The 22,461-nt window shown below is 35.4% G+C and carries 16 protein-coding genes, 1 tRNA gene and 1 pseudogene; 11 read left to right on the plus strand and 7 right to left on the minus strand.

Going from position 1 to position 22,461, the window contains the following annotated elements; genetic code table 11:
* Positions 1–1,089, minus strand: coding sequence for a quinone-dependent dihydroorotate dehydrogenase (locus H710_RS00100; RefSeq protein WP_041848839.1), 1,089 nt, complete (start codon positions 1,087–1,089; stop codon positions 1–3).
* Between the two features lie 533 nt (positions 1,090–1,622).
* Between H710_RS00100 and mscL the strand changes: the two genes are divergently transcribed.
* Complete coding sequence (mscL, locus tag H710_RS00105) at positions 1,623–2,039, plus strand: large conductance mechanosensitive channel protein MscL (protein ID WP_041848840.1); 417 nt, start codon at positions 1,623–1,625, stop codon at positions 2,037–2,039.
* Positions 2,040–2,608: 569 nt separating this feature from the next.
* Here the strand turns inward: mscL and H710_RS00110 are convergent.
* Positions 2,609–5,215: a DNA translocase FtsK gene (locus H710_RS00110; RefSeq protein WP_041848841.1), complete on the minus strand. Its 2,607-nt coding sequence runs from the start codon at positions 5,213–5,215 to the stop codon at positions 2,609–2,611.
* Positions 5,216–5,595: 380 nt separating this feature from the next.
* On the opposite strand from H710_RS00110, the gene H710_RS00115 reads away from it, so the two are divergent.
* The 3 genes from H710_RS00115 to rpoH all read left to right on the plus strand — a co-directional run bounded on the left by H710_RS00115 (position 5,596) and on the right by rpoH (position 9,128).
* Positions 5,596–7,026 carry an aldehyde dehydrogenase family protein gene (locus H710_RS00115; RefSeq protein ID WP_041848842.1) on the plus strand — a complete coding sequence of 477 codons (1,431 nt, stop codon included), beginning with the start codon at positions 5,596–5,598 and terminating at the stop codon, positions 7,024–7,026.
* A 37-nt stretch (positions 7,027–7,063) separates the two neighbouring features.
* Complete coding sequence (locus tag H710_RS00120) at positions 7,064–8,074, plus strand: RluA family pseudouridine synthase (RefSeq protein WP_041848843.1); 1,011 nt, start codon at positions 7,064–7,066, stop codon at positions 8,072–8,074.
* 142 nt (positions 8,075–8,216) lie between these two features.
* On the plus strand, positions 8,217–9,128 hold the full coding sequence (rpoH, locus tag H710_RS00125; protein WP_041848844.1) for an RNA polymerase sigma factor RpoH: 912 nt from the start codon (positions 8,217–8,219) through the stop codon (positions 9,126–9,128).
* A 50-nt stretch (positions 9,129–9,178) separates the two neighbouring features.
* Here the strand turns inward: rpoH and H710_RS00130 are convergent, their stop codons facing one another.
* Together H710_RS00130 and H710_RS00135 are read right to left on the minus strand one after the other, a co-directional pair.
* Positions 9,179–10,678, minus strand: a complete 1,500-nt coding sequence (locus tag H710_RS00130) for a hypothetical protein (protein ID WP_041848845.1) — start codon at positions 10,676–10,678, stop codon at positions 9,179–9,181.
* 251 nt (positions 10,679–10,929) lie between these two features.
* Positions 10,930–12,219 carry an adenylosuccinate synthase gene (locus H710_RS00135; protein ID WP_041848846.1) on the minus strand — a complete coding sequence of 430 codons (1,290 nt, stop codon included), beginning with the start codon at positions 12,217–12,219 and terminating at the stop codon, positions 10,930–10,932.
* A gap of 620 nt (positions 12,220–12,839) precedes the next feature.
* On the opposite strand from H710_RS00135, the pseudogene H710_RS06525 reads away from it, so the two are divergent.
* From H710_RS06525 to H710_RS06455, 3 genes and pseudogenes are all read left to right on the plus strand, one after another.
* Positions 12,840–13,055, plus strand: a pseudogene (locus tag H710_RS06525) (replication initiator protein A); the annotation flags it as partial.
* Between the two features lie 159 nt (positions 13,056–13,214).
* Positions 13,215–13,292: a hypothetical protein gene (locus H710_RS06530; protein ID WP_414946179.1), complete on the plus strand. Its 78-nt coding sequence runs from the start codon at positions 13,215–13,217 to the stop codon at positions 13,290–13,292.
* 176 nt (positions 13,293–13,468) lie between these two features.
* Positions 13,469–13,603, plus strand: a complete 135-nt coding sequence (locus tag H710_RS06455) for a hypothetical protein (RefSeq protein ID WP_280508807.1) — start codon at positions 13,469–13,471, stop codon at positions 13,601–13,603.
* Between the two features lie 1,458 nt (positions 13,604–15,061).
* Here H710_RS06455 and H710_RS00145 read toward each other — a convergent pair.
* From H710_RS00145 to H710_RS00155, 3 genes are all read right to left on the minus strand, one after another.
* The gene (locus H710_RS00145) at positions 15,062–15,403 is read right to left on the minus strand and encodes a hypothetical protein (RefSeq protein WP_052472851.1); all 342 of its coding nucleotides are present in this window, start codon (positions 15,401–15,403) and stop codon (positions 15,062–15,064) included.
* A gap of 892 nt (positions 15,404–16,295) precedes the next feature.
* Positions 16,296–16,517, minus strand: coding sequence for a DNA-binding protein (locus tag H710_RS06480; RefSeq protein WP_432416212.1), 222 nt, complete (start codon positions 16,515–16,517; stop codon positions 16,296–16,298).
* 304 nt (positions 16,518–16,821) lie between these two features.
* Positions 16,822–17,982, minus strand: a complete 1,161-nt coding sequence (locus H710_RS00155; protein WP_041848847.1) for a phosphoserine transaminase — start codon at positions 17,980–17,982, stop codon at positions 16,822–16,824.
* 381 nt (positions 17,983–18,363) lie between these two features.
* On the opposite strand from H710_RS00155, the gene H710_RS00160 reads away from it, so the two are divergent.
* From H710_RS00160 to H710_RS00165, 4 genes are all read left to right on the plus strand, one after another.
* A tRNA-Phe gene (locus H710_RS00160) sits at positions 18,364–18,436 on the plus strand.
* Between the two features lie 1,532 nt (positions 18,437–19,968).
* A complete protein-coding gene (locus H710_RS06300; protein WP_348519593.1) occupies positions 19,969–20,040 on the plus strand; it encodes a hypothetical protein in 72 nt (23 codons plus the stop codon).
* Between the two features lie 503 nt (positions 20,041–20,543).
* Complete coding sequence (locus H710_RS06305; RefSeq protein WP_244875572.1) at positions 20,544–20,690, plus strand: DUF1561 family protein; 147 nt, start codon at positions 20,544–20,546, stop codon at positions 20,688–20,690.
* 442 nt (positions 20,691–21,132) lie between these two features.
* Positions 21,133–22,068 (plus strand): NAD(P)H-dependent glycerol-3-phosphate dehydrogenase, encoded by a 936-nt coding sequence (locus H710_RS00165; protein ID WP_041848848.1) that lies wholly within the window; start codon positions 21,133–21,135, stop codon positions 22,066–22,068.
* The last annotated feature ends 393 nt before the right edge of the window (positions 22,069–22,461 follow it).

Below are 22,461 nucleotides of genomic sequence, written 5' to 3' on the forward strand. Positions count from 1 at the left end.
CTATAAAGTAAGCGTACATTTTGCCCACTTCTCAACATTATGATCTCGGTAAGCTTTGATAGTATCAACACCATCTTTCTGCATCATCTGCAATGTATCTTTTGTAATATTTCTAGCAAGATCTGGTCCTTCATAAATCATCCCACTATAAAATTGCACTAAATCAGCACCAGCCTTAACTTTTTCCAAAGCTGTTTGAGCATCCCGCACACCACCAACGCCAATGATCGCAATATCTTTACCCAATTTTTGACGCATTTTCGCAAGGACAATAGTAGAACGCTCAAATAATGGACGCCCAGATAACCCTCCCCCTTCATTCATAAACGCGCTCCTCTTAAGACCTTGGCGAAAAAGTGTTGTATTAGAAACAACTAAACCATCAAAATCAGAAAGACTTAATTCTTCAGCGACATCATCCAATTCTTGTTCTGTCAAATCAGGCGCAAGTTTTAAAAAAATCGGAATAGAAAATCCATGTTTTTTCTTGTTTGTACTCCGTGCTCGCGAAATTTCCTTAATCAAAAGACGTAAACTATCACGTGCTTGTAAATCACGTAAGCCCGGAGTATTAGGAGAGGAGATATTGACTGTAAAATAATCAGCAACATCATAAAAACAAGCAATACCTGCTACGTAATCACCAATTCTATCAGGCGTATCTTTATTGGCACCAATATTAACTCCAACGATATCAGACTTTTTACGCCCTTGTAGCCTATCGTGAACAATTTGGTGTCCATCATTATTGAAACCCATTCTGTTAATAATTGCTTCATCTTCTTTCAAGCGGAAAAGCCGCGGCTTAGCATTGCCAGTTTGCGGTTTTGGTGTAACTGTACCAACCTCAGTAAAACCAAAACCGAGACGAAAAACAGCATCGACAACCTCTGCATTTTTATCAAATCCTGCAGCAAGACCCATAAAATTTTCAAATTTAAGACCTGCAATCCTTACAGATAAACGCTTATCGACAATTCTTTTATGACTATTTAATCCACTTTTAAGCCATAAAATAGACAAATTATGTGCATGCTCCGGATCTAACATAAATAAAGCAGAACGACCAATACACTGAAAAAAACTCACAAACTATCCTCCATACAATAAAAAATTTTCCTCTTTATATAATATATAATCTGCATACCCCAACACTAAAAATTATCACAAAAACAAACACATCAAAAAAATAAAGAAACAAATCACTACTGCAAAAAGCTCATCATATAACAATTAAAGAAGCCATTTTGATAGACACCAATCTATCAGAAATACCTTGCTTTTTTTAGCCATTGCTCAAACATTAAGAAACACATTGACATATCAGCCAATCCATAACACACATTTTCTCAATATCTTTCCTTAAAATATTTGGGTCGCATAAGCCAATCCAAGCATATTTCCTTACTTTATAAATAAAATTCATCTATTCAAATTCTACAAATACTATTCCTATTCGATAGAATAAAGCATCTCATAGATAACTTTCATCTATTTTATTGCTATAGAGTATTTATACTTGTGCTGTAATTTATCCAAAAATTTAAAATCATTCTTTCCTTTTTCGTTTAAAGCTATAATTAACAACTGATATGTATAGCGTGCATAAACAAAGGAACATAATGTTTAAAGAATTCAAACAATTTGCCTTAAAAGGAAATATGGTCGATCTAGCCGTCGGTGTCATTATAGGAAGTGCTTTTGGTGGTTTAGTTAATTCAGTTGTGAACGATATTTTTATGCCAATCATTGGTCTTATTACAGGTGGTATTGACTTCTCTAATATGTTTATTCAGCTCGCTGGTGATAAGAAAGCTACATTGCTTGCTGCAAAAGAAGCGGGAGCAACCCTTAGCTATGGGAACTTTATAACACTTTTAATTAATTTTCTGATTATTTCCTGGATTCTCTTTTTTTTGGTCAAGGGAATGAACAAAATGAACCAGAAACAAGAAAAAGTAGAAAAACCAAAAGAAATGTCTCCCGAAGAAAAGCTTCTTATTGAAATCAGAGACTTACTAGTCGCTCAGAAAAAATAAATTCACACCTAATTTCATTGCTTGAACATAGGAAATAGCATTTCCGAAATTGTCTTTTAAGATATCAGAAATAAGTAGAAGGTGGAAGCTAATCTCCTAAACCATTATATACATGCTGATAAGCGCAAAACGATGCTAGCAAACGGTGCTATCATCACAGTGATCACTCTTCGCTCTATTCTCTAATAAAATGAAAACGCTTTCGTAATCGATGAATCAAAACATATATGTGTTTCCTTACAGTGACAGGCTATATGCTCATCAAACTATAACAACAGATAATGCTATTGTCAGCCGAACCAGAAATGAAAAGAATAATTTTCTTTAAGCAAAAATACTTTGTTAAACTAAAAATCTCAATAGAAATCAGATAGCTCTTATCCCTATGTAATAATGGCATCCATAGCAGATGAAAAAGTGAAAAACGCTGTAGAATTAGTTTACATAAAGAATATTATGATCATTCGACAAAAAAATAAGAGCAGAACAATGCCCACTCTTCATACAGAAAAAATAAACTTTAATTTTTGCAACTGCTACTCTGATATACTTTTGAATTAGCTTAACTATTACCACTCATTACATAAAATTTCACGTTTACCCACATGGTTAGCAGCCCCAACAATGCCCCCTTCTTCCATTCGTTCAACAAGAGAAGCAGCCTTATTATAGCCGATTGAAAGACGACGTTGAATGTAAGATGTGGAACACTTTTTATCACGCATAACAATTTTAATAGCCTGATCATAAAGCTCGTCACCTTCCTCATCTAAATTTCCATTTTCAGCAATAGATTTAGCATCCTCTGCACCATCATCGCTCTCACTGTCTGTTACTGTTGATAAATACTCAGGTTTTCCTTGTTTTTTAAGATGAGCTACCACAGATTCAACTTCTTCATCAGAAACAAAGGGGCTATGAACACGGATAATACGCCCACCACCAGCCATATAAAGCATATCTCCCTGCCCTAGAAGGGTTTCTGCCCCCTGTTCTCCTAAGATTGTTCGACTGTCAATTTTTGATGTGACCTGGAAAGAAATACGGGTAGGAAAATTTGCTTTAATCGTGCCCGTAATAACATCAACAGAAGGACGTTGCGTTGCCATAATAAGATGAATCCCCGCAGCACGTGCCATTTGTGCTAAGCGTTGAATGGCACCTTCAATTTCTTTACCAGCAACCATCATAAGATCAGCCATTTCATCAACAATAATGACAATATAAGGAAGCTGTGTTAGATCCATCGTTTCTTCATGATAAAGCATTTCCCCTGTATCTTTATCAAATCCGGATTGTACAGTGCACGTAATTATTTCGCCTTTTTCTACCGCAAGAGCAACCCGTGCGTTAAACCCATCAATGTTGCGGACACCTAACTTAGCCATTTTGCGATAACGCTCTTCCATTTCACGAACTGCCCATTTGAGAGCTGTTACTGCTTTTTTCGGATCAGTTACGACAGGCGTTAAAAGATGTGGAATGCCATCATAAATAGAAAGCTCTAGCATTTTAGGATCAACCATGATTAAACGACACTGCTCTGGTGTCATTCGATAAAGAATGGATAAAATCATCGTGTTAATAGCAACTGATTTTCCTGACCCTGTTGTCCCTGCAACTAATAAATGAGGCATTTTGACTAATTCTGCAGTTACAGGTTCACCATTAATCCCCTTCCCCAAAGCAAGAGCTAATTTAAATTGACTATCACGAAAACTATTTGATTGAATTAATTCTCGTAAATAAACAACTTCACGTATCGAATTTGGCAATTCAATCCCAATTACATTGCGTCCAGGGATCACGGCAACACGTGCAGAAATAGCAGACATGGAACGTGCAATATCATCAGAAAGACCAATAACGCGCGATGATTTGACCCCTGCAGCAGGCTCAAATTCATACATTGTTACTACTGGTCCTGGACGAACATGGATAATCTCACCTTTAATTCCAAAATCTTCTAAAACATTTTCCAAAATCCCAGTACTATACTCTAATGTTTCCTCCGAAATAACCGTATCACTCTGAAAAACAGGCTCCTGTAACAAATCAATCGGAGGAAATTCATAAGTGCCATAATCAACGGATTGAACATTTGATACAAAGCCAGTATTACGACTACAAAGCGGTGTATTAGTAGCTTGCAATGCTTTTGTTCTTACTTTTATCATAGAAAGATCTGATTCACTCTTTGCTACACTGCCTGTCATATAATCAACAATATTATTTTGATTATTATTAACCGCAGTCTCCATCAGCACGTCACCAACCTCATGAGCAGGCGCATCAACCATAGATAACTCTTGGATCTTTTGAATAATTTCTACTTTTTGGATCTTTTTAACATCCTCATCACCCCTAAAAATAGACTCAGCACTCTGTATTTGAAACTCTCTAGAAGCTTCATTTTTTGTAAAACTCAAATCAAAAATTGGCTCAATATCTTTAACACTCTCTGTAGAAATTTCTGACACCGTTGAATCATGAGACTGCGGAAAACGGCATTTTAGCACACGATAAAAAGAAGTAATTGACAGATCAGAAACAGCTTCTGATAAAGTCTCATTATTTGTAGAATCAATACATGTTGTTTCTCTTTGTGGATCTTGGACCTTGATTTGTTCTAGCATCAAAGGCTCGCATTCAAAAAATGCGGTATCAGAAAGATAGCAAAAAAGCTTCATTCCTTCCTCTACGCTCTCTGCTTGCACTGCATGCGCATATTGAGTTGAAGCATGTTCAGTTCGCGTACTAATAATCTGTTGCTCTAACTGTTTTAAAATTGTTGAAGAATAGAATGACGATTTATTATCAACTAATTGAGCATTAACCTCTTTTTCTACAAATGGAGGCTTTATTGATTCTTTATTACATTTTGTAATATTTGTCAGCTTTTGTGACTCTTGCTGTACAAAAGCTTCAAATTGTCTTGCAAAAATCGGATCTTTTTCTATACGACGACGCAGAATCTCAACTTCCGGTGTTCGAGTGAAACGCACATTTTGTCCAAGAGTAAATGCCTTTTCCCACACTGCTGGATAAGAAAACATCTTAGAAATATTAGAAAATGAATTTTCTTCTGATGCGTTTATACCTCCTTCTGATACGCTTTCTACATTGTTGTCAGCAAAAAAAGATAATGAATTGGATTGTGTTTTTAAATTACGCATAGCACCCAACGAAATTATAACAATGAGAATGATTTCTTTTTCAGAGAAAATACGTAAGTCCTACACTATGAAGGTTAATAATTTTTTTTCCGACAATTAATTTTGAACGAAAAAATAATTTTTGAAAACAATATAAAAAACATATAACTTTCTAAAGTTATCAAGTGTTAATCTTAGGTAAAGCGTTTTTATTGTCATAAGCATTGCCAAAAATTATGCTTTTCTTTTTAATTTGGCACAAACATCAACTATCCCAATATTTTTTTTAATGTATAATAGCAATAAAATGATCGACACTATTCACTTTCAATGACAAAGCTTCGTTATAAAGAATTTTCATAGTATAAAATGTAAAAGCAAAGAAATAAAAAGTACGTTATATGCTCAATAAGCGAAAATTTTATATCAACGGTTTCTGGGATGATCCGAGTGTTGTGAATGATTTTCATGTCATTGATCCATCAACAGAAGAAGCCTTTTCTGTTATTAGCATGGGAAGCATTAAAGATGCCGATAAAGCAATTACAGCCGCTAAAAAAGCTTTTCAAAGCTGGAAAATAACTACACCGAATCAACGTCTTGCTTTTGTTGAAAAAATTTTAAAAATCTATGAAAGACGCCTAGAAGACATAGCAAAAGCTATTTCAATGGAAATGGGAGCACCTATTGATATGGCACGTAATGCACAAGCGATATCTGGCATTCAGAATATTCGAAATTTTATCACAGCGTTTAAAAATTTTTCTTTCCAAGAGGCTTTAATAGAGAAAAACGAACACGCAATCCTTCAATATGACCCTATAGGTATTGTAGGATTAATCACACCATGGAATTGGCCTATACACCAAATAACTCTTAAAGTGATCCCTGCCTTATTAGCGGGCTGTACTATGGTCTTAAAACCTTCTGAATTTTCTCCTTTATCTGCCATGATCTTTGCTGAAATTATAGATGAAGCTGCTCTCCCCGCTGGTATTTTTAATCTCATCAATGGTGATGGAGTTCATGTAGGCTCTTACCTATCCTCTCACCCAGATTTAGAAATGATCAGCTTTACTGGTTCAACCCAAGTAGGAAAGGCTATTTCTAAGAACGCTAGTGATACTCTAAAACGAGTCTGTCTAGAATTGGGAGGGAAAGGAGCCAATCTTATCTTTGCTGATGCAGATGCTAATGCAATACAACGTGGTATCCAGCATTGTTTCTATAATAGCGGGCAAAGTTGTAATGCACCAACACGTATGCTTGTGGAACACTCAATTTACGATAAAGCTATAAGAACAGCACAACATATTGCCGAAAATATAAGAGTGGGCCCAAACCATCAAACAGGAGATCACATTGGCCCCGTAGTTTCAAAAAAGCAGTATGATAATATCCAAGCCCTCATCCAATCCGGAATCGACGAGGGTGCAACTCTTGTTACAGGTGGAATAGGTTTACCCAAGGGAATGGAACGTGGTTATTACGTGCGCCCAACAATTTTTTCCGATGTAAAACCGAATATGCGCATTTTCCGAGAAGAAGTATTTGGTCCAGTTCTCTCAATACTTCCTTTTAGAACAGAAGATGAAGCTATAGCCTTGGCTAATGATACAGAATATGGCCTCACAAATTATATACAATCACAGAACCGAGAAAAATGTCGACGTATTGCCACACAGTTGCGTTCTGGTATGATAGAAATTAACGGATGTGATTTACCTGATGGAAGTTATTTTGGAGGAGTTAAATTTTCCGGACGAGCTCGTGAAGGTGGACGATGGGGAATTGAAGAATTTCTGGATACTAAAGCAGTTTCATATTGGTAAAATTTTATACATAAAATCTGAACAATAGGATCGCGTCGTGATACAGCAGATAACAGATGAGGATGCTCTTGGACAACGAATTGATCAATGGCTTGCCAAACACTATCAAAATGAACTCTCGCGTTCACGTTTACAAACCTTAATCCGAGAAGGTTATCTTAAAATTGATGGCCAATTAGTAACGGAACCGAAAACAAAAATAAACTCTAATCAAAAAATTGAATTAACAATACCTACACTCAATAATGCCTACCCAGAGGGTGAAGCCATTCCCCTTCATATCTTATTTGAAGATGATCATATCATTGTTGTTAATAAACCAGCAGGACTTGTTGTACATCCAGGCCACGGCAATTGGACAGGAACATTGGTCAACGCTCTTATTTATCACTGTGGTGATAGTTTATCTGGTATTGGTGGTGTTAAACGCCCTGGCATTGTTCATCGTCTCGACAAAAATACAAGCGGCGTCATAGTAATTGCTAAAAATGACCTTGCTCATAAAAGACTCAGTGCTCAATTTTCTGATCATGGACGTACTGGTGCATTAAATCGGCGTTATTGTGCCTTGATTTGGGGCTCCCCTAATCGCAATATTGGGATCATTGATGCTCCCCTTGGCCGCGCGCGCTATGACCGAACAAAACAAGCCGTCATTCATAACCACAATATTTATGCACGCCATGCCGTTACGCATTTTTCTGTCATTGAAAAATATCAAACTTGTGCAGACAAAATACCTTTCGCGAGCCTTTTGGAGTGTCGTTTAGAAACTGGACGAACACACCAAATCCGTGTTCATATGGCTCATATTGGACATCCACTTGTAGGCGATACAGTCTATGGAAATGCTTTTAAAACAAAATCAAATAGATTTGATTCTACAATTAAAGAAGCCATTGATCTCTTCAACAGACAAGCACTCCACGCAGCTAGTCTTACCTTTGAGCACCCCGCAAAAGGGAACATCATGTCTTTCTCTGCACCACTCCCCCAAGATATGGCAGAACTTATCAATCATTTTAAAAAACTTAATATCAATTATTAATGATGCCATAATTTCACAATAAAGTATTCTTTTTGAACAAAATTATAAATTATGGTAGTGTAAATATAATGAAAGATGTTTATATAATGCCTGGAATCAGAATTCGCCTTATGAGGGAGTTCCTATGAAAGGAGGGTGCTATATGGCCCATATAAATTTACCATCAATTACTGCAAATGATGGAGGTTTGAGTCGTTACTTGGAAGAAATACGTCGCTTTCCAATACTTGAACCAAAAGAAGAATATATGTTAGTGAAACGCTACAATGAGCACAACGACCTGAAAGCTGCACATAGGTTGGTAACCAGTCATTTACGCCTTGTGGCAAAAATCGCGATAGGATATCGAGGTTATGGTTTACCTATGGGAGAGGTTATTTCAGAAGGGAATGTTGGGCTAATGCAAGCTGTTAAACGTTTTGAACCAGAGCGTGGATTTCGCCTTGCAACCTATGCAATGTGGTGGATTAAAGCATCAATTCAAGAATATGTTTTACGGTCTTGGAGTTTAGTAAAAATCGGGACAACGACTAATCAAAAACGCTTGTTCTTCAATCTGCGTAAGTTAAAAAGTAAACTTCAAGCCTTAGATAATGGTGAGCTAAATACAGAGCAAGTTAAAGAGATTGCAACTCGATTAAATGTCACAGAAGATGAAGTCGTGTCAATGAACCACCGACTTAGTGGAGATACTTCTCTTAATGCTCCTCTTCGTATAAATGAAGATGAGCATAGCGAGTGGCAAGATTGTTTGGTTGATGAAGCAAGCAGCCAGGAACAAGTTTTAATTGAGAAAGACGAATTAGAAAATCGGCGTTCCCTGTTAATACATGCCATGGCTAATCTTAATGAACGTGAAAAGCGCATATTTGAAGCGCGTCGTTTGAGTGATGAAGTGTTAACTCTAGAAGAACTCTCGAATGAATTTAACATCAGCCGTGAACGTGTAAGACAAATTGAAATGCGGGCATTTGAAAAAGTGCAAGATTTTGTTAGAGCTTCTGCTTTATCTCAAAAACACGCACATAATCAGCGTTGCTTGCACATTTCTTAAATTAATCAGAATTAAACAGCCTCCTCTATAAACTAAGCCTTAAATTTAGTTTATAGGGGTTCTGTATCTGTAAATTTAATGCTTTTCATCCCATTTATATCAGCATTTTGCTTTATTGATTCAGGATCTGTTGATTTATTTGTTTGCGCAAGCCATTGTCCAATAACCTGATTAAAGATAGCTTCTCCTGTTTCCCCTTTTGCAAAAGTTAATTCGTTTACACGACCGTTTTTATCATTCATCACCAAACGTATCCAATCTAATTCACGTATTAGTTGTAGATTTCGGTTAAGAAACGGATAATGACCACTTAATGCAACAAGAAAAAAATCATCATCAATCTTAGCAACAACAGTCCTTGTTAAAACCTGACCGACAGATTGTTCACTTGCCTTAAAAGTTAAAGTTTTAATATCACTAATTGCTTGACCTGAAAATTTATCAGAAGTGATAAAAATAAGATCCATAATATAGGCTGCAGGTAAAGACAGATCGGTATTACGACGTAGGGTTAATCGTAATGACAATCCCTCATCTGGAATCTTTATATCACCTCGTATAGCTAATTCTTCTGGCTGACCATTAATAGAAGTTTCCTTTACAAGTGACCATAACGCACTTCCTGTTGCTACCTTTTCTGCATCATAATCTGTACGGGATTGATAAAATACAACTTCACCTGCATGTTTCATCGAGTTTGTATCGTTAGCAACAACTGGTGAGATTCCTTTTTCACCTTGAGCTTCCTTTTCCTCAACTGGACCAACATCAATTTCACTCCCATCCTCCAATAAACGTTGTGTTAATTTTGAGTTAGCCTGAACTACTGTCGATGATAGATTAGAAACGTAAGTATCATCCTCTTGTAATTGATGATCACTTGATACAAACACGCGTTTACCAACAAAAAAAGCACTTATGAATACAAAACAAAAACTAACGAAGATACAAACACCTATCACAATACGCTTTCGTACAGATGCCCGATTAGCACGCTGTAAAGCCTGAGCAAAAATATGCGAAATAATATGAAAATTATCTACCTGCCCAGAAGAAATTGCATCGTTTTTGGACGTCTTTTTCTCAATATTCTGATTCATCTTATGCTCAGAAGCAAAAAAACTATCCATATTGACAAGCTCAGCATCTGGTATACCCAATACTTTTGAAGATTTGTTCAATATTTCATTTCTTATCGATCCAGTAACAAATGAGTGTTGTTGTTTTGTAACAAAAACCGACATCATCTTAGATTTTAAGAATGCGGTGCTTGGTGTTCCTTTCTTATCATCAAATTCATTTGTAAATTTCCACCCAATAACTGAAGAAAGTAACTCCTTTTCAACCGCCAAATATTCTTCTTCAACAACAGAAATAGCACTTTGCAAAGCCTGCCTTTGCGCATCTATCATTGTTTCTGGCATGTTTGCTTCTGCAAGTTTATGTTCTAATGTTTCAATCGCCCGTTCATAAACTTGTTTACGCACTTGGAGTGTAATATTATTCTGCGCATCAATCGTCTTTTTTAAAATTCCAACGAAATCCACCATATTTTATATAGTCTTTCTCAAACTCAAGGAGGAAATTTTCAATTTACAAAGCTTAAAACACTCTCAGTGTCTTATTTCACTCTTCTCATAATTTTCCAGTTTTTACCATTCAATATGAATACTAACTCTGTTAGTCATTGAAGTGAATATGTACTTATTGCCTCTCTGTCTCCTATTCCTCAAGCTATAATAATTACGCTTACTAAAAAACAGAAAAAATTCAACCCAACATCGAAGTGTAAAAATAAAAATTAATCTGCAAAGGGATCAATGATAAAGATTGTATCTTCACGCTCAGGACTGGTTGACAATAAGGCAATTGGTACACCGATCAACTCTTCAATACGGCGCACATATTTGATAGCCTGCACCGGCAATTCTTCCCAATTCAACGTACATGCTGTTGCTGCTTTCCAGCCCTCTAATGTTTCGTAGACTGGTTTTACACGAGCTTGTTCCTCTATACAAGACGGCAGATAGTCAATCTTTCTACCATCTATTTCATAGCCAATACAAATCTTAATTTCATCTAAACCATCTAAAACATCAAGTTTTGTCAGTGCAATACCATGAACACTACAAATTTTTACCATCTGACGAACTAAAACAGCATCAAACCAACCACATCGACGTTTTCGCCCTGTCACAACGCCAAATTCATTCCCACGCATCCCCAGAAATTCACCAACATCATTCACCTGTTCTGTTGGAAACGGCCCTTCTCCTACACGTGTTGTATAAGCCTTTGCAATACCCAAAACATAATGAACCGAACCAGGCCCCATACCTGAGCCAGTAAAAGCCTGCCCAGAAACTGTGTTAGATGATGTTACATAAGGATAAGTCCCAAAATCATTATCCAAAGATGCACCTTGCGCTCCTTCAAAAAGTATACGCTGTCCCATTCTATGTCTTTCATCCAAAAGGCGCCATGTACAATCCATAAAAGGCAAAATTTCATCTGCAACCTGTATCAATTCATCATAAAGCGTTTTGGGATCAATTTCTGCAATATCCATACCGCGACGCAAAGCATTATGATGTCTCAAAAGACGTTCAATCTTAGCCATAAGCGTATTAGTTTCTGCTAAATCTATCATACGAATAGAGCGACGACCGACCTTATCTTCATAAGCAGGACCAATACCACGTTTTGTTGTTCCAATCGTCAGACCCGAAATACCATTTTCCCGAGCAGCATCAAGGTCACGATGTACAGAAAGAATTAAAGAAGCATTTTCAGCAACACGCAAAATTTTGGATGTAATCTCTACACCTTGATCACGTAGTTTTTTTAACTCAAAAACAAAATGATGAGGATCAACCACAACACCATTACCAATAACTGATAACTTTCCACGAACTACACCAGATGGCAAAAGTGACAATTTATAACTAATTCCGTCGATAACCAATGTGTGACCCGCATTGTGCCCCCCTTGATATCTAACTACAACGTCTGCCTGCTCTGATAACCAATCGACGATTTTACCTTTGCCCTCATCGCCCCACTGTGTACCAACAACTACTACATTGGCCATAATTTTCTCCATCGTGTTTGGTAAAATAACGCTAACATAAAAAAATAAACGGTTCCTTATAGGCGAAACCTCTTAGCAAATGTGATTCTTCATTTTAGATTTTTCTAATTTTCATATTATTCAGCTCAAAATTTCTTGATAATCACATCACACTATAAAATATATTTTTATTTATATATCAGTCATTTTTATCATAAGAAAGAAAAGTTTAAATCTTTAAAATCCTTATCTTTTCTACTATTTTATAGTGCATAAATTTACATACAATCATCTTTAAAGATATACAGCCATTAAAGAAAATTTACCTGATGAGACATACAAGATCTTATCGTAAACTTTTTCATTTTATTTTCTGCAAAAAAAACAATTATTAAATATTGAATTGCGATGAATTTAACTAACTAGTTCCTGAAAACACGAATATTGACAAATATTTTATAAAATTTACGAAGAGGGTAATATGAATTCTTTTGGCGGCCTTTTACCAGAACGTTATCCGCAGCATGATCTTTTTATCTGTGATGTATCTGATGCCGTGCTAAAGGATTTGATAACATAGATGGAGTATCCATTTTATTCTCTTTCAAAAAACCTGAAATGATGGAAGGCGTTATGAAGATGGGCGTGGTAACCGGTTAGAAGTAACACCAAATTATAAGGGATTGGTGACTATCTATGACAAAGCTATTCTAATCTATTGCATCTCACAAATCATACATAACCTCAAACAAGGAGGGAAAATTATCCCAAGGGTTCAGATTAATTCTTATGTGCTGCTTATTTTTATAAATTACAGTACTTCGAGTCGAGATTATCAGTCTCTTCAAACGCTTTAGAGAGAATTTATGGTACAACAATTTAGAACGAATATTAAGACAGGGAATGAAGAACAAATGAACATTTTTTAATTAACAGAGATTCAGTCCGTCGAAAGCATGGACTTGACGATCGTTTATGTGGTGTAAAATCGAACTTTCAGAATAAATTTTAACGCTATTAAAGCGCGAGAAATATTGACCTTGCATCGGGATTATTTCTGTTTGCGCAAATCAATTGAACGAAAAATATATTGAGATTGTACGCAAATATCGTGAACGGCAAAACATTTGAAAAATAAGGATTGCCCCTATTGCTAAAAAATGCGGATCACAAAGTTCTGAGAAGAAGTTTCCCCATATAATCAAACATTTAACAAAGCGTGATTATCTTGCCTGACTATCATATAAATTTTAACAATGAAACCAATGTAATGATATTCGTTAATCGTTGCACAATGTCAGAAAAATCTCCTATCCAGCAATCTGTTCCGAGTGATCTCAATACAGATACAGATACAATGCAAGAAGTCAGGATTGTATCTTCCGGATGGGAGTATATTACTTAAAGAAAGAATGGCTAAATTAGATGGTTGATAGTGGTTTTAATACGCTACGTAATCCAGATAAAGCATTTCTCAGTTTTCGCTGCAAATGGTTTGAAAAACGGAGCCGTCCTTAGATTATCCTCCACACCATAAATCTTTACCCTGGAGAGCGAAGAGGACATTAATACAACGATGCTTCGCAGTTATTTTTTACCATACACATACGGTCTCCTACAGTGGACAAATCTTTCTCCTCCGATAACTTTCTTATGTTTGCACGAATTAAAGTATGTGTCGAGAAGCTTCATGTCTATTGCCATTGGAATACATTATAAGAGTTTCATATTTCTCTATTTAAAAATAAAGGTTATGGTTATAACCACACGAGTTGAAAATTTGCGTGATTTCATCTCTACCGCACATGAAGGCATTCCTTGCTGAGAGGGCATTGGCCGTTACCGGGGATAATACTGAACACAAAACTGCAGCCAAAATAACACATTTTATGAAATAAACTTCTTCTAAAAAATCAAGTCTCTATTTGGAATCGCTTATTTAGTGTTTTATTTATAGTTTTCAACGTGATAACATCTCTTTTGTGTCCTGATTTGTTGCGTGACAAACCCTATAGACACCCTCTTCACTAAAGAACAAAGAAGAATTAGTTTTTCCGTTTGAATATCGTTGTTCTTCTTGACGCTTTGGCTTATAATTGATAGGTTGGTCACTACAGCACTCAATGAATTGCACGCTCCCTTTTGACCTGCGCTTCGCGTCGCGTTCTAAATAGAGTGAGAAGAAAACAACTCTCTAACCCCTGAAAACATGAATATTGAGCAAAGAAATTTTAACTTTAAGCGAAAAAATGACTGAAAAATTTCGTTGAAAGATTAAAAGAATTCTAGTGAAGAAATTCCTACAATTAAAAATTTGGGTAAGCTTTATCCTCTTTCAAAGGTAATCGTGTAACCTTTATATGCAAGTATCTCATACTTCAGATTAAAACATAGTACTAAAAGGTACTATACTATATAGTACCTTTTAGTACTTTCCAGTATTATATTTTTATCCTGAACATAAGTGGCTAGAAGATAAAAAGTGTCCTCTGACTTGTTTTACCAAAAAGAAGACCTCTTATCTGACCACTACGGGTCAGGTCAGTATGCTTCGTGCTATCTATCATAGCAAACCATATCCAAGAGGTACGCCAATCAACCATGTTCCGGTATATTCTTCCTCTGTAATAAAACTCCCTAACTAAAGACGAATTAAATGAGTATAGTCAAATCTACAATCTCTACTCATAAGTAATCATCATTATGAGACACTTATGAAAACTCAGTAAGGAAAAACAGAAAATAAATTTAACTTTCTCTGTTTTTCCTAAACCTTAGCTGCTAAGATAACGGTGCTCTTTGTGAGACTGCGAACCTCGTGCAGCAGGACTCTTGCTTTTACCAAGAGCTTCTTTTCTCTGTATTAATATTCGCATGAAACCCATTTTTGACCACTATACTCTTTCGGATTTAACGGCGTACAAAAAATCCTTAACCCAAGAGCAAAAAGAATCCTCTGATAGCGTGATTGAACTTCAAACTTTTTCTCTTGGTTGTTAAACAGGTCCTCTTTCCTAGGAACAACAATTTTTTTAAGAATCTGTTCCTCTCTTTCTCCAAACCCACCTTTGTGTAAAAGTTCTTTCACTACTTGATCCCTCTTAATACCCCAACCATTTCCCACCGGCAGTGCATTAGCTATTACCGGTGATAATACCGCAGAAAATATAGAAAACAAAACTGCAGCTACAACAATAGGTTTCATGAGATCAAATTCCTTATAATAATAAATTACAATTTACAAAAAATATCCCTACTGTAAAATAAGGGATTTTTTTGGATATCAATATCAACCCAATAATATCTTTTTCGTGTTCTTTTTTTATTTTTATTATCGTTTGTGTATTCTTATATCTTTTACTCTTTCACCCCCCCTTATTACGACTCTTCCGTGTTGTTCCTCTTGAAAACAGGAAAATGCAATGCGTTTCCTGCTTTTGTTATATGAATGCTCAATCTTTCTAGCATTTATCCACACAAAAGCCCTTCTGCTAAATGATCTTGCAATTTCTATTGTAAAAGTTAGAGTCTGAAGATTGCAATCTAATGATATATGAGTATTCCAAGTATCTATCTTTATGAAGAAAAAAGAATAGAGAAAACTAATGATAACGAAACATCATGGAGATGGCTTGCTTAGTTAAACTTCCAACTTATTCTCTTCTCACTCTCAAAGAACAATATGGTTCAGAATTTATCCACAATATAGGTTTTTATTACCAAAACTGCTGAGGCAGAGTATGGACCAGATTGGCTCGATTGTGATAAGGGAACATCGTCTTTAAACGAACATTTGTATCAATTGCGGACTGTTCAAGGCGGATATATAGAAAGTCTTGATGAATTTCTTTAAATAATCTCAATGATGGTCAAAGCGTCTTGTTTTCTTCTCCTTCATTTAAGCTCAGTATCAAACCACGTCACATCCTCAGCATCGACAATCAGCCAAAAGGTCATATTAAACTAACAACTCATCAAGAGTATAATTTCGATACGTTTGTTGCTTTACAATTAAATGCCTATTATGAATGGCTAAATCTACTTCAGTATCTTCAACGGAGTTCTGAATATATTTTACATGTAACAAAAGTAATGTATTAGTGATGAGTTGCAAGAGGTTTCACGGCGAGACAAAGACCCATAACTCGTAAAATTGCAGATAGGCTCTTGATTTCTGGATTGCTTTTCTCTAAAAAAGTGTGATAAAGTTGATTAGGATTTAATTCAGTCGACTTAGCTACATTCCGTACACTACCAAATACTTTAGCCATTTGGCGGAGTGCTATAAATAATTCCGCCTGTTCTCCATCTTCAAGAATGTCTTTTACAACTCAACTGCATAAGCTGGATCCTTGCGAAACACTTCAGCTATACTTTACATATGGTTTGTCTTTCATTGCCTTTCTCCTATGTTGGAGCTTACTTCATTAATTATTTCGGCTAAGCCAATCACGCCAGTAGTTACATGCTCGATCAATATATTGGGACTTGAAGAGAAACAGATCATGACTAAAATAAATTTAGCTGACAATATTCTATATATTTTTCAAAATAGAGAAGATGTGAATGTGTATTAATATTATGCGTTAAGGGAATTTCATGCAATAAAACTGCTAAAAATTATTAAAGACGCGCCTTTTCAACCTGAAATGCCCACTCTAACCATTCTGTTAATAATTCAAGATCAAAAGCTTCAATCGTTGCTCCAACCCAAATTCGAAATCCTGGGGGAGCATTTCGGTGAGCACCAATATCATAAGCAGCACCTGCTTTATCAAGACGAGCTACAATTGCCTTCACAAAAGAAGCCTGAGTTTCAGTATCCAAAGCAGTAATTACTGGATCCACAATGACTAAACAAACAGATGTATTAGAACGTGTTTGTGGAATTTTCGCTAAATGCTCTAACCAAGGTGTTCTGTGAACAAAATTATCAAGAATAGCAAAATTGTTATCAGCTCGTGCCATTAATGCTTGCAAACCACCCAATGATTTCACCCATTTTAAAGAATCAAGATAATCTTCTACACAAAGTAAAGAAGGTGTATTAATCGTCTCTCCATTAAAAATACCTTCATTTAATTTTCCATCTCGTGTCATACGAAAAATTTTTGGCAAAGGCCAAACAGGAACGTATTGTTCAAGGCGCTCAACAGCACGAGGACTTAAAATTAACATACCATGTGCTGCTTCACCACCTAAAACTTTTTGCCATGAAAAAGTAACAACATCCAATTTTAAAAAATCAACATTTTGTGCAAAAATTGCTGATGTTGCATCACAAATCGTCAATCCTGCACGCTTTTCTGGAATGAAAGACGCATTAGGAACACGTACACCAGAAGTTGTCCCATTCCAGGTAAACACAACATCACGATCAAAATCAATTTGTGCTAAATCGGGCAATTCACCATAGGGAGCTTTTAATTGACGCACATCAGAAAGTTTTAATTGCTTAACAACATCAGTAATCCAGTCTAAACCGAAACTTTCCCATGCTACCATATCAACCCCCCGTTCTCCTAATAAAGACCACAGAGCCATCTCAACAGCTCCTGTATCTGAGGCAGGAACGATACCAATACGATAATCAGAAGGGATTTCAAGAACGTCACGCGTTGAATCAATTGCTTCCGCAAGCTTTAATTGTCCCACTTTTGTGCGATGCGAACGCCCAAGAATTGCCTTTCTCAAAACTTCAACAGTCCAGCCAGGTCTTTTTTTACAAGGACCTGAAGAAAAGTTAGGATTATTTGGACAACGCTCAGGTTTCTTCAATACCATTGCTATTCTACCTTTTCAGATAACTTTCCTTTTACGAAAGCAACATTGACCACTAAAAAACGTTATACCAATCAATTATTGATGGTGGACACAAAAAGCGTTTTTTATTTATTGAAAATACAAAAATCATTGTGAAAAATATTTCAATCAATTATGCTTCTCAATGAAGCTTTTTAAAAAAATTTATGTTCTCATCACAAAAAGCAGCATTCCAACTACAATATATTGGTATGTCACATAATATTTATTAGTTGATTTCACAAAATAATGTTCAGAATATTAAGATAAACTTATAAAAAATCGGTTATTTTTATTTTGACGGCTAGACAGCAAGAATTTTAATGTTATAACCGCACACATCTCACATGTTTATTGAAATGTGCCCAGATAGCTCAGTTGGTAGAGCAGCGGACTGAAAATCCGCGTGTCCGTGGTTCGAATCCGCGTCTGGGCACCGTTTTGTTTTTTACTGCTTAATATGATTGACCTTATTAATATTTTTTAAAGGTAAGGAATAATATACTCAAAGTAAGGGAATAAAATTTTTCAACTCATCTCTATAATTTCCCTTAAGAGTAAAATATAAATCGATCAATATATTCAACTATTAATTATAACTCACCCATACACTTTAAATATTGTATTTTAAAAAATCAACCATACTCAATTTATGCCTGTTAGATTTGGTATATTAACTGCTGTTATATTACCTGGTAGCAGCTCATGACATTGGTTCCTAAAACATAGTTAATTTGAAAAATAACAACATCTGTATGATAGCTAAACCATCATCAATAGCAAATGTATAATCGCTAACTCATTACAAATATTAGGATTATCTTACACAATAGTTTATAGCTTTTGATTTTAACCGAAAATACTCAGTGAACATAGGAAAATTAATGCTAAGTAAAGTTTTCAGCGATTACATAATAGTATTTTGCATTTTTGACAAACACTCTGTGTCTAATTTTAAAGTGTCTATGCATAAACACATCTATGTACAAAGATATTGATCATACAAGAAAACAACATCAATAAACCATAAAAACTATTTTATTAGAGCGCGCTGTGAGAGCTTATCCTGAGAAAAAAGTGTTTTTAAACTAACTAACAATCACAGAGAAAAGGAAATCAAAGAGAAACAAGGTGAAATGGAAGCTTTTTTTATTCCCTTCTTTAGCATTATTGCCTATTCAAATTTTTTTTGGAGCCCCTGTTCCTGGAGTGATATAATAACCTCCTGATTATCCTCATGATAGAGCTATGCGTGTAAAATTTATATGGGGGATAATATTGCTATGGTGCAGTATTTACATCTCTAATATTGCAATATGGAGATGACTATTTCCCTTAATAACTGTTTTCTACAAATGTTAAGCCAGATGTTTTTAGGGTGGAAATTTGTAAATAGCTCTGTTTTTTTACACACTATATTTCAGATGATGGATCGAAATCAGATATTGTGATCTCTATTATAATCCTAGAAAATAGCCACATTGCTCGATATTTTCCCTCCTCTGAGGTGATATCTTGCATGGCTTCCCAACAAGTCCCCTAATGACGATTGGAAATTGGAGTTGGGTAGATTGGAAATTTTGTAAAGATACGACCACTTCTTAACAAGATATCGGCTCTTGAAATATTGCTGTTGGCTGGACTTGAAAGAGCTTTAACGGATTATCAAGGCAATTTTTAAGAATTACCCCCCATATGGTCTCAGTTGAAGACAACCTTACACAGCGAAGCCTAGTTACCTTAAATAAAGACACAACCAATTCTTCCAAATCTAATTTTCTTTTTTCTTATGACATGAAACGACGGAATCTCTATATCAATGGGAAACCAGAGGATACGTTGGCTTATTGCCCTGCTTCGAGAAACAAGGAAAATGTTGCTCATCTCACTAAAACATGGATAAAAAGATTATAGGAAATTACTAAAAGTACTAGTTCTAAGGAGAAAGCAGCAATTGCTCCTTGTGGAATTTGTATGATTCAGACTATGCAAATGCTCGCTGAATTACAAGAAGATCATCTCAGAGGGTCTCTATCATAATGGAGAAGATTATTTTTTAAATACACAAAAAGGTATAAGCCCATTTACATCATTTCATCAAAGAATTTCTTGGCTTGCAGCAAAGCTTGAAGCTACAATATCCTATGATACAATACCTTTGGTATAGGAGAGAGTACTTTGACGCGAACAACTAAAACAACTCGTGCAGCAGCGTCAATATTGTTACCCCGATATGAGTGGAAACCTTCCTTTATAGAAAGAATGTCGGAAGAAGAGGTGAGAAACCAGCTTAAAGTCTGTTCAGGGCTCTTGAAAGAACACTTTGGTATATTGTAATTATTAGATCAACTATGGATGGTAGTACTATCATTGGTCATGCTCAACTCATTTTAAGAGGCTCATATTAATTCCTACAAACATAGTGAGTATGAGTTTTGATGAGTTTAGGAGTTATCTCAATCCAACGAGAAATCCAGAAATATTACTTTCTGAGTTTTCACTTAGGGGTAGTCGAAGACTTTATACACTAATAACTTTATCAAATGACTCAACTAAATGAAATTCCTTTGAATTTTTATGTTTCGCAAGACGGCTGTACTGGAAAAAGAGAGCATAGAAGAGGCAATAGAGAACTTCCAAGAGTTTCTATTATCAATCAGTGTTTAAATGGTAAATGTGCAATTCAATAAAAATTAAAATTCTGAATGCATTAAGAACCATATACTATGAACCAACAAGATAGGACAAGATCTGGTCTTCTATGACAAAATATTATAGTGCAGCATGAAGACTTTTAGCTGCACTCTTTATATTGCTCTTATCCTCTTGTTTAGAAAAAAGAATAAGTCATTTTTATAACGCTAACAATAGAAAAAACAATAACACTCTTAAAAAAATCAGTTTAACTTACTAAAAATATAGAAATTTACATGTTTCACAAAATATTTTATAGATTTTTCCTGTTATAAACTGTTGCCTGTTTTTCCTACCTTTGAGTATTTTTTGTTACTCAAGTAAATGTCCTCTATAATTGTATTATCCAAACTTTTACCTTAATCTCCTTCTACCCTGAGGAGCAAAACTTAACAGCATATTAGATAAAATATACTGCCCAAATAATTAGAGAGTAAGATGAAAATAACAATTTTTGGCGGTGGTGCATGGGGACAAGCCCTTGCATTTGCTTTTGCGCAAAAAAATGAAATTCGAATTGTTTCGAGACGAAACATTTCAACTGCACTAATGCCTTTAAATGAAACCCTGAATAAAAATTCCCATAGAATTATCTTACAATCTTCCCTGGAAGAGAGTTTAAATTCTGAACTTTTTGTCATTGCTATCAGCGTTCAAGCCTTAAGAGAATGGTTTATTCGCACACACTTAAACCAAAGCTCAAAAATACTCATTGCTAGCAAAGGTATCGAGGAAAAAACAGGGATATTCATTAGCCAAATTGCAAAAAAATTCATTTCTTTAGAAAATCTTTGTTTTTTAGCAGGCCCAAGTTTTGCTAAAGAAATTATCCTGGGTCTCCCATGTGCATTAGCCATTCATTCATGTAACCCAATCCTAGCTCAAAAATTTGCAAACCAAATGCCTTCCTTTATCAAACCCTACATTGAAGATGACATCATTGGTGGCGAAATAGCGAGTGCGTATAAAAATGTTATTGCTATAGCAGGAGGAATCTGCGACGGGTTGAATTTAGGCCAGAATGCTAAAGCATCTCTTTTATCACGTGGACTTGTAGAAATGTGCAAATTTGGAGAATATTTCGGCGCAAAAATGCAGACTTTTTTGGGACTTTCTGGTGCAGGTGATTTGTTTTTAACAGCTAATTCTCTTCTTTCCAGGAACTATCGTGTTGGACTGGGATTAGCTCAAAATAAACTTTTAGAAGATATTTTAAGTGATTTAGGCGAAATAGCGGAAGGTATAAAAACTTCTCAAGCAATTACTCAAATTTCTGAAAGAGAAGGTATCTACACTCCTATCGCTACAGAAATCCAAAAAATCATTCAAGGGAAAAGCCCTCTAAAAAGTATGAGTACCTTGATGAAAAGATGACAGCTTTAATTCGCTCGTTAATGCAGAAGAAACTCGAAAAAGAAATTTAAATTCAATAGGGATCGTTAATCAAAGACTTTTAGAGAATAATCCGGCTGTTATCATTAAAACTCTCCTATCGAAAATCAAAGTGCATTCACAGCTTGATCTAATTTAGATAGCAACGGATATCGCCATCATTAGCCCTTTTAAAAGCTTATATTATCATTAAGTCGTATTCTAAATAGATGCCTTTTAAACATTCTTTTGAAACTAGCTACAACACTTGAACCAGCGCTACAAGACATAAAACATTTATCTATGGAAAAAGAGAAAAAAGCTAACCAAGAAAATTTTGACAAAAGATTCATCGAATTTAATCTAACATAGAGAAAAAACAGCACACAAGCTAAA

Source organism: Bartonella bacilliformis Ver097, assembly GCF_000709795.1.
Classification (GTDB): domain Bacteria; phylum Pseudomonadota; class Alphaproteobacteria; order Rhizobiales; family Rhizobiaceae; genus Bartonella; species Bartonella bacilliformis_A.

What these genes read in the sequence shown, in the direction of transcription:
- mscL (WP_041848840.1), top strand. Translation starts at nt 1,623, where the DNA reads ATGTTTAAAGAATTCAAACAATTTGCCTTAAAAGGAAATATGGTCGAT.
- H710_RS00110 (WP_041848841.1), bottom strand. Translation starts at nt 5,215, where the DNA reads ATGCGTAATTTAAAAACACAATCCAATTCATTATCTTTTTTTGCTGAC.
- H710_RS00115 (WP_041848842.1), top strand. Translation starts at nt 5,596, where the DNA reads ATGCTCAATAAGCGAAAATTTTATATCAACGGTTTCTGGGATGATCCG.
- rpoH (WP_041848844.1), top strand. Translation starts at nt 8,217, where the DNA reads ATGGCCCATATAAATTTACCATCAATTACTGCAAATGATGGAGGTTTG.
- H710_RS00130 (WP_041848845.1), bottom strand. Translation starts at nt 10,678, where the DNA reads ATGGTGGATTTCGTTGGAATTTTAAAAAAGACGATTGATGCGCAGAAT.
- H710_RS00135 (WP_041848846.1), bottom strand. Translation starts at nt 12,219, where the DNA reads ATGGCCAATGTAGTAGTTGTTGGTACACAGTGGGGCGATGAGGGCAAA.
- H710_RS06455 (WP_280508807.1), top strand. Translation starts at nt 13,469, where the DNA reads ATGATATTCGTTAATCGTTGCACAATGTCAGAAAAATCTCCTATCCAG.
- H710_RS00145 (WP_052472851.1), bottom strand. Translation starts at nt 15,403, where the DNA reads ATGAAACCTATTGTTGTAGCTGCAGTTTTGTTTTCTATATTTTCTGCG.
- H710_RS00155 (WP_041848847.1), bottom strand. Translation starts at nt 17,982, where the DNA reads ATGGTATTGAAGAAACCTGAGCGTTGTCCAAATAATCCTAACTTTTCT.
- H710_RS06305 (WP_244875572.1), top strand. Translation starts at nt 20,544, where the DNA reads ATGACTCAACTAAATGAAATTCCTTTGAATTTTTATGTTTCGCAAGAC.
- H710_RS00165 (WP_041848848.1), top strand. Translation starts at nt 21,133, where the DNA reads ATGAAAATAACAATTTTTGGCGGTGGTGCATGGGGACAAGCCCTTGCA.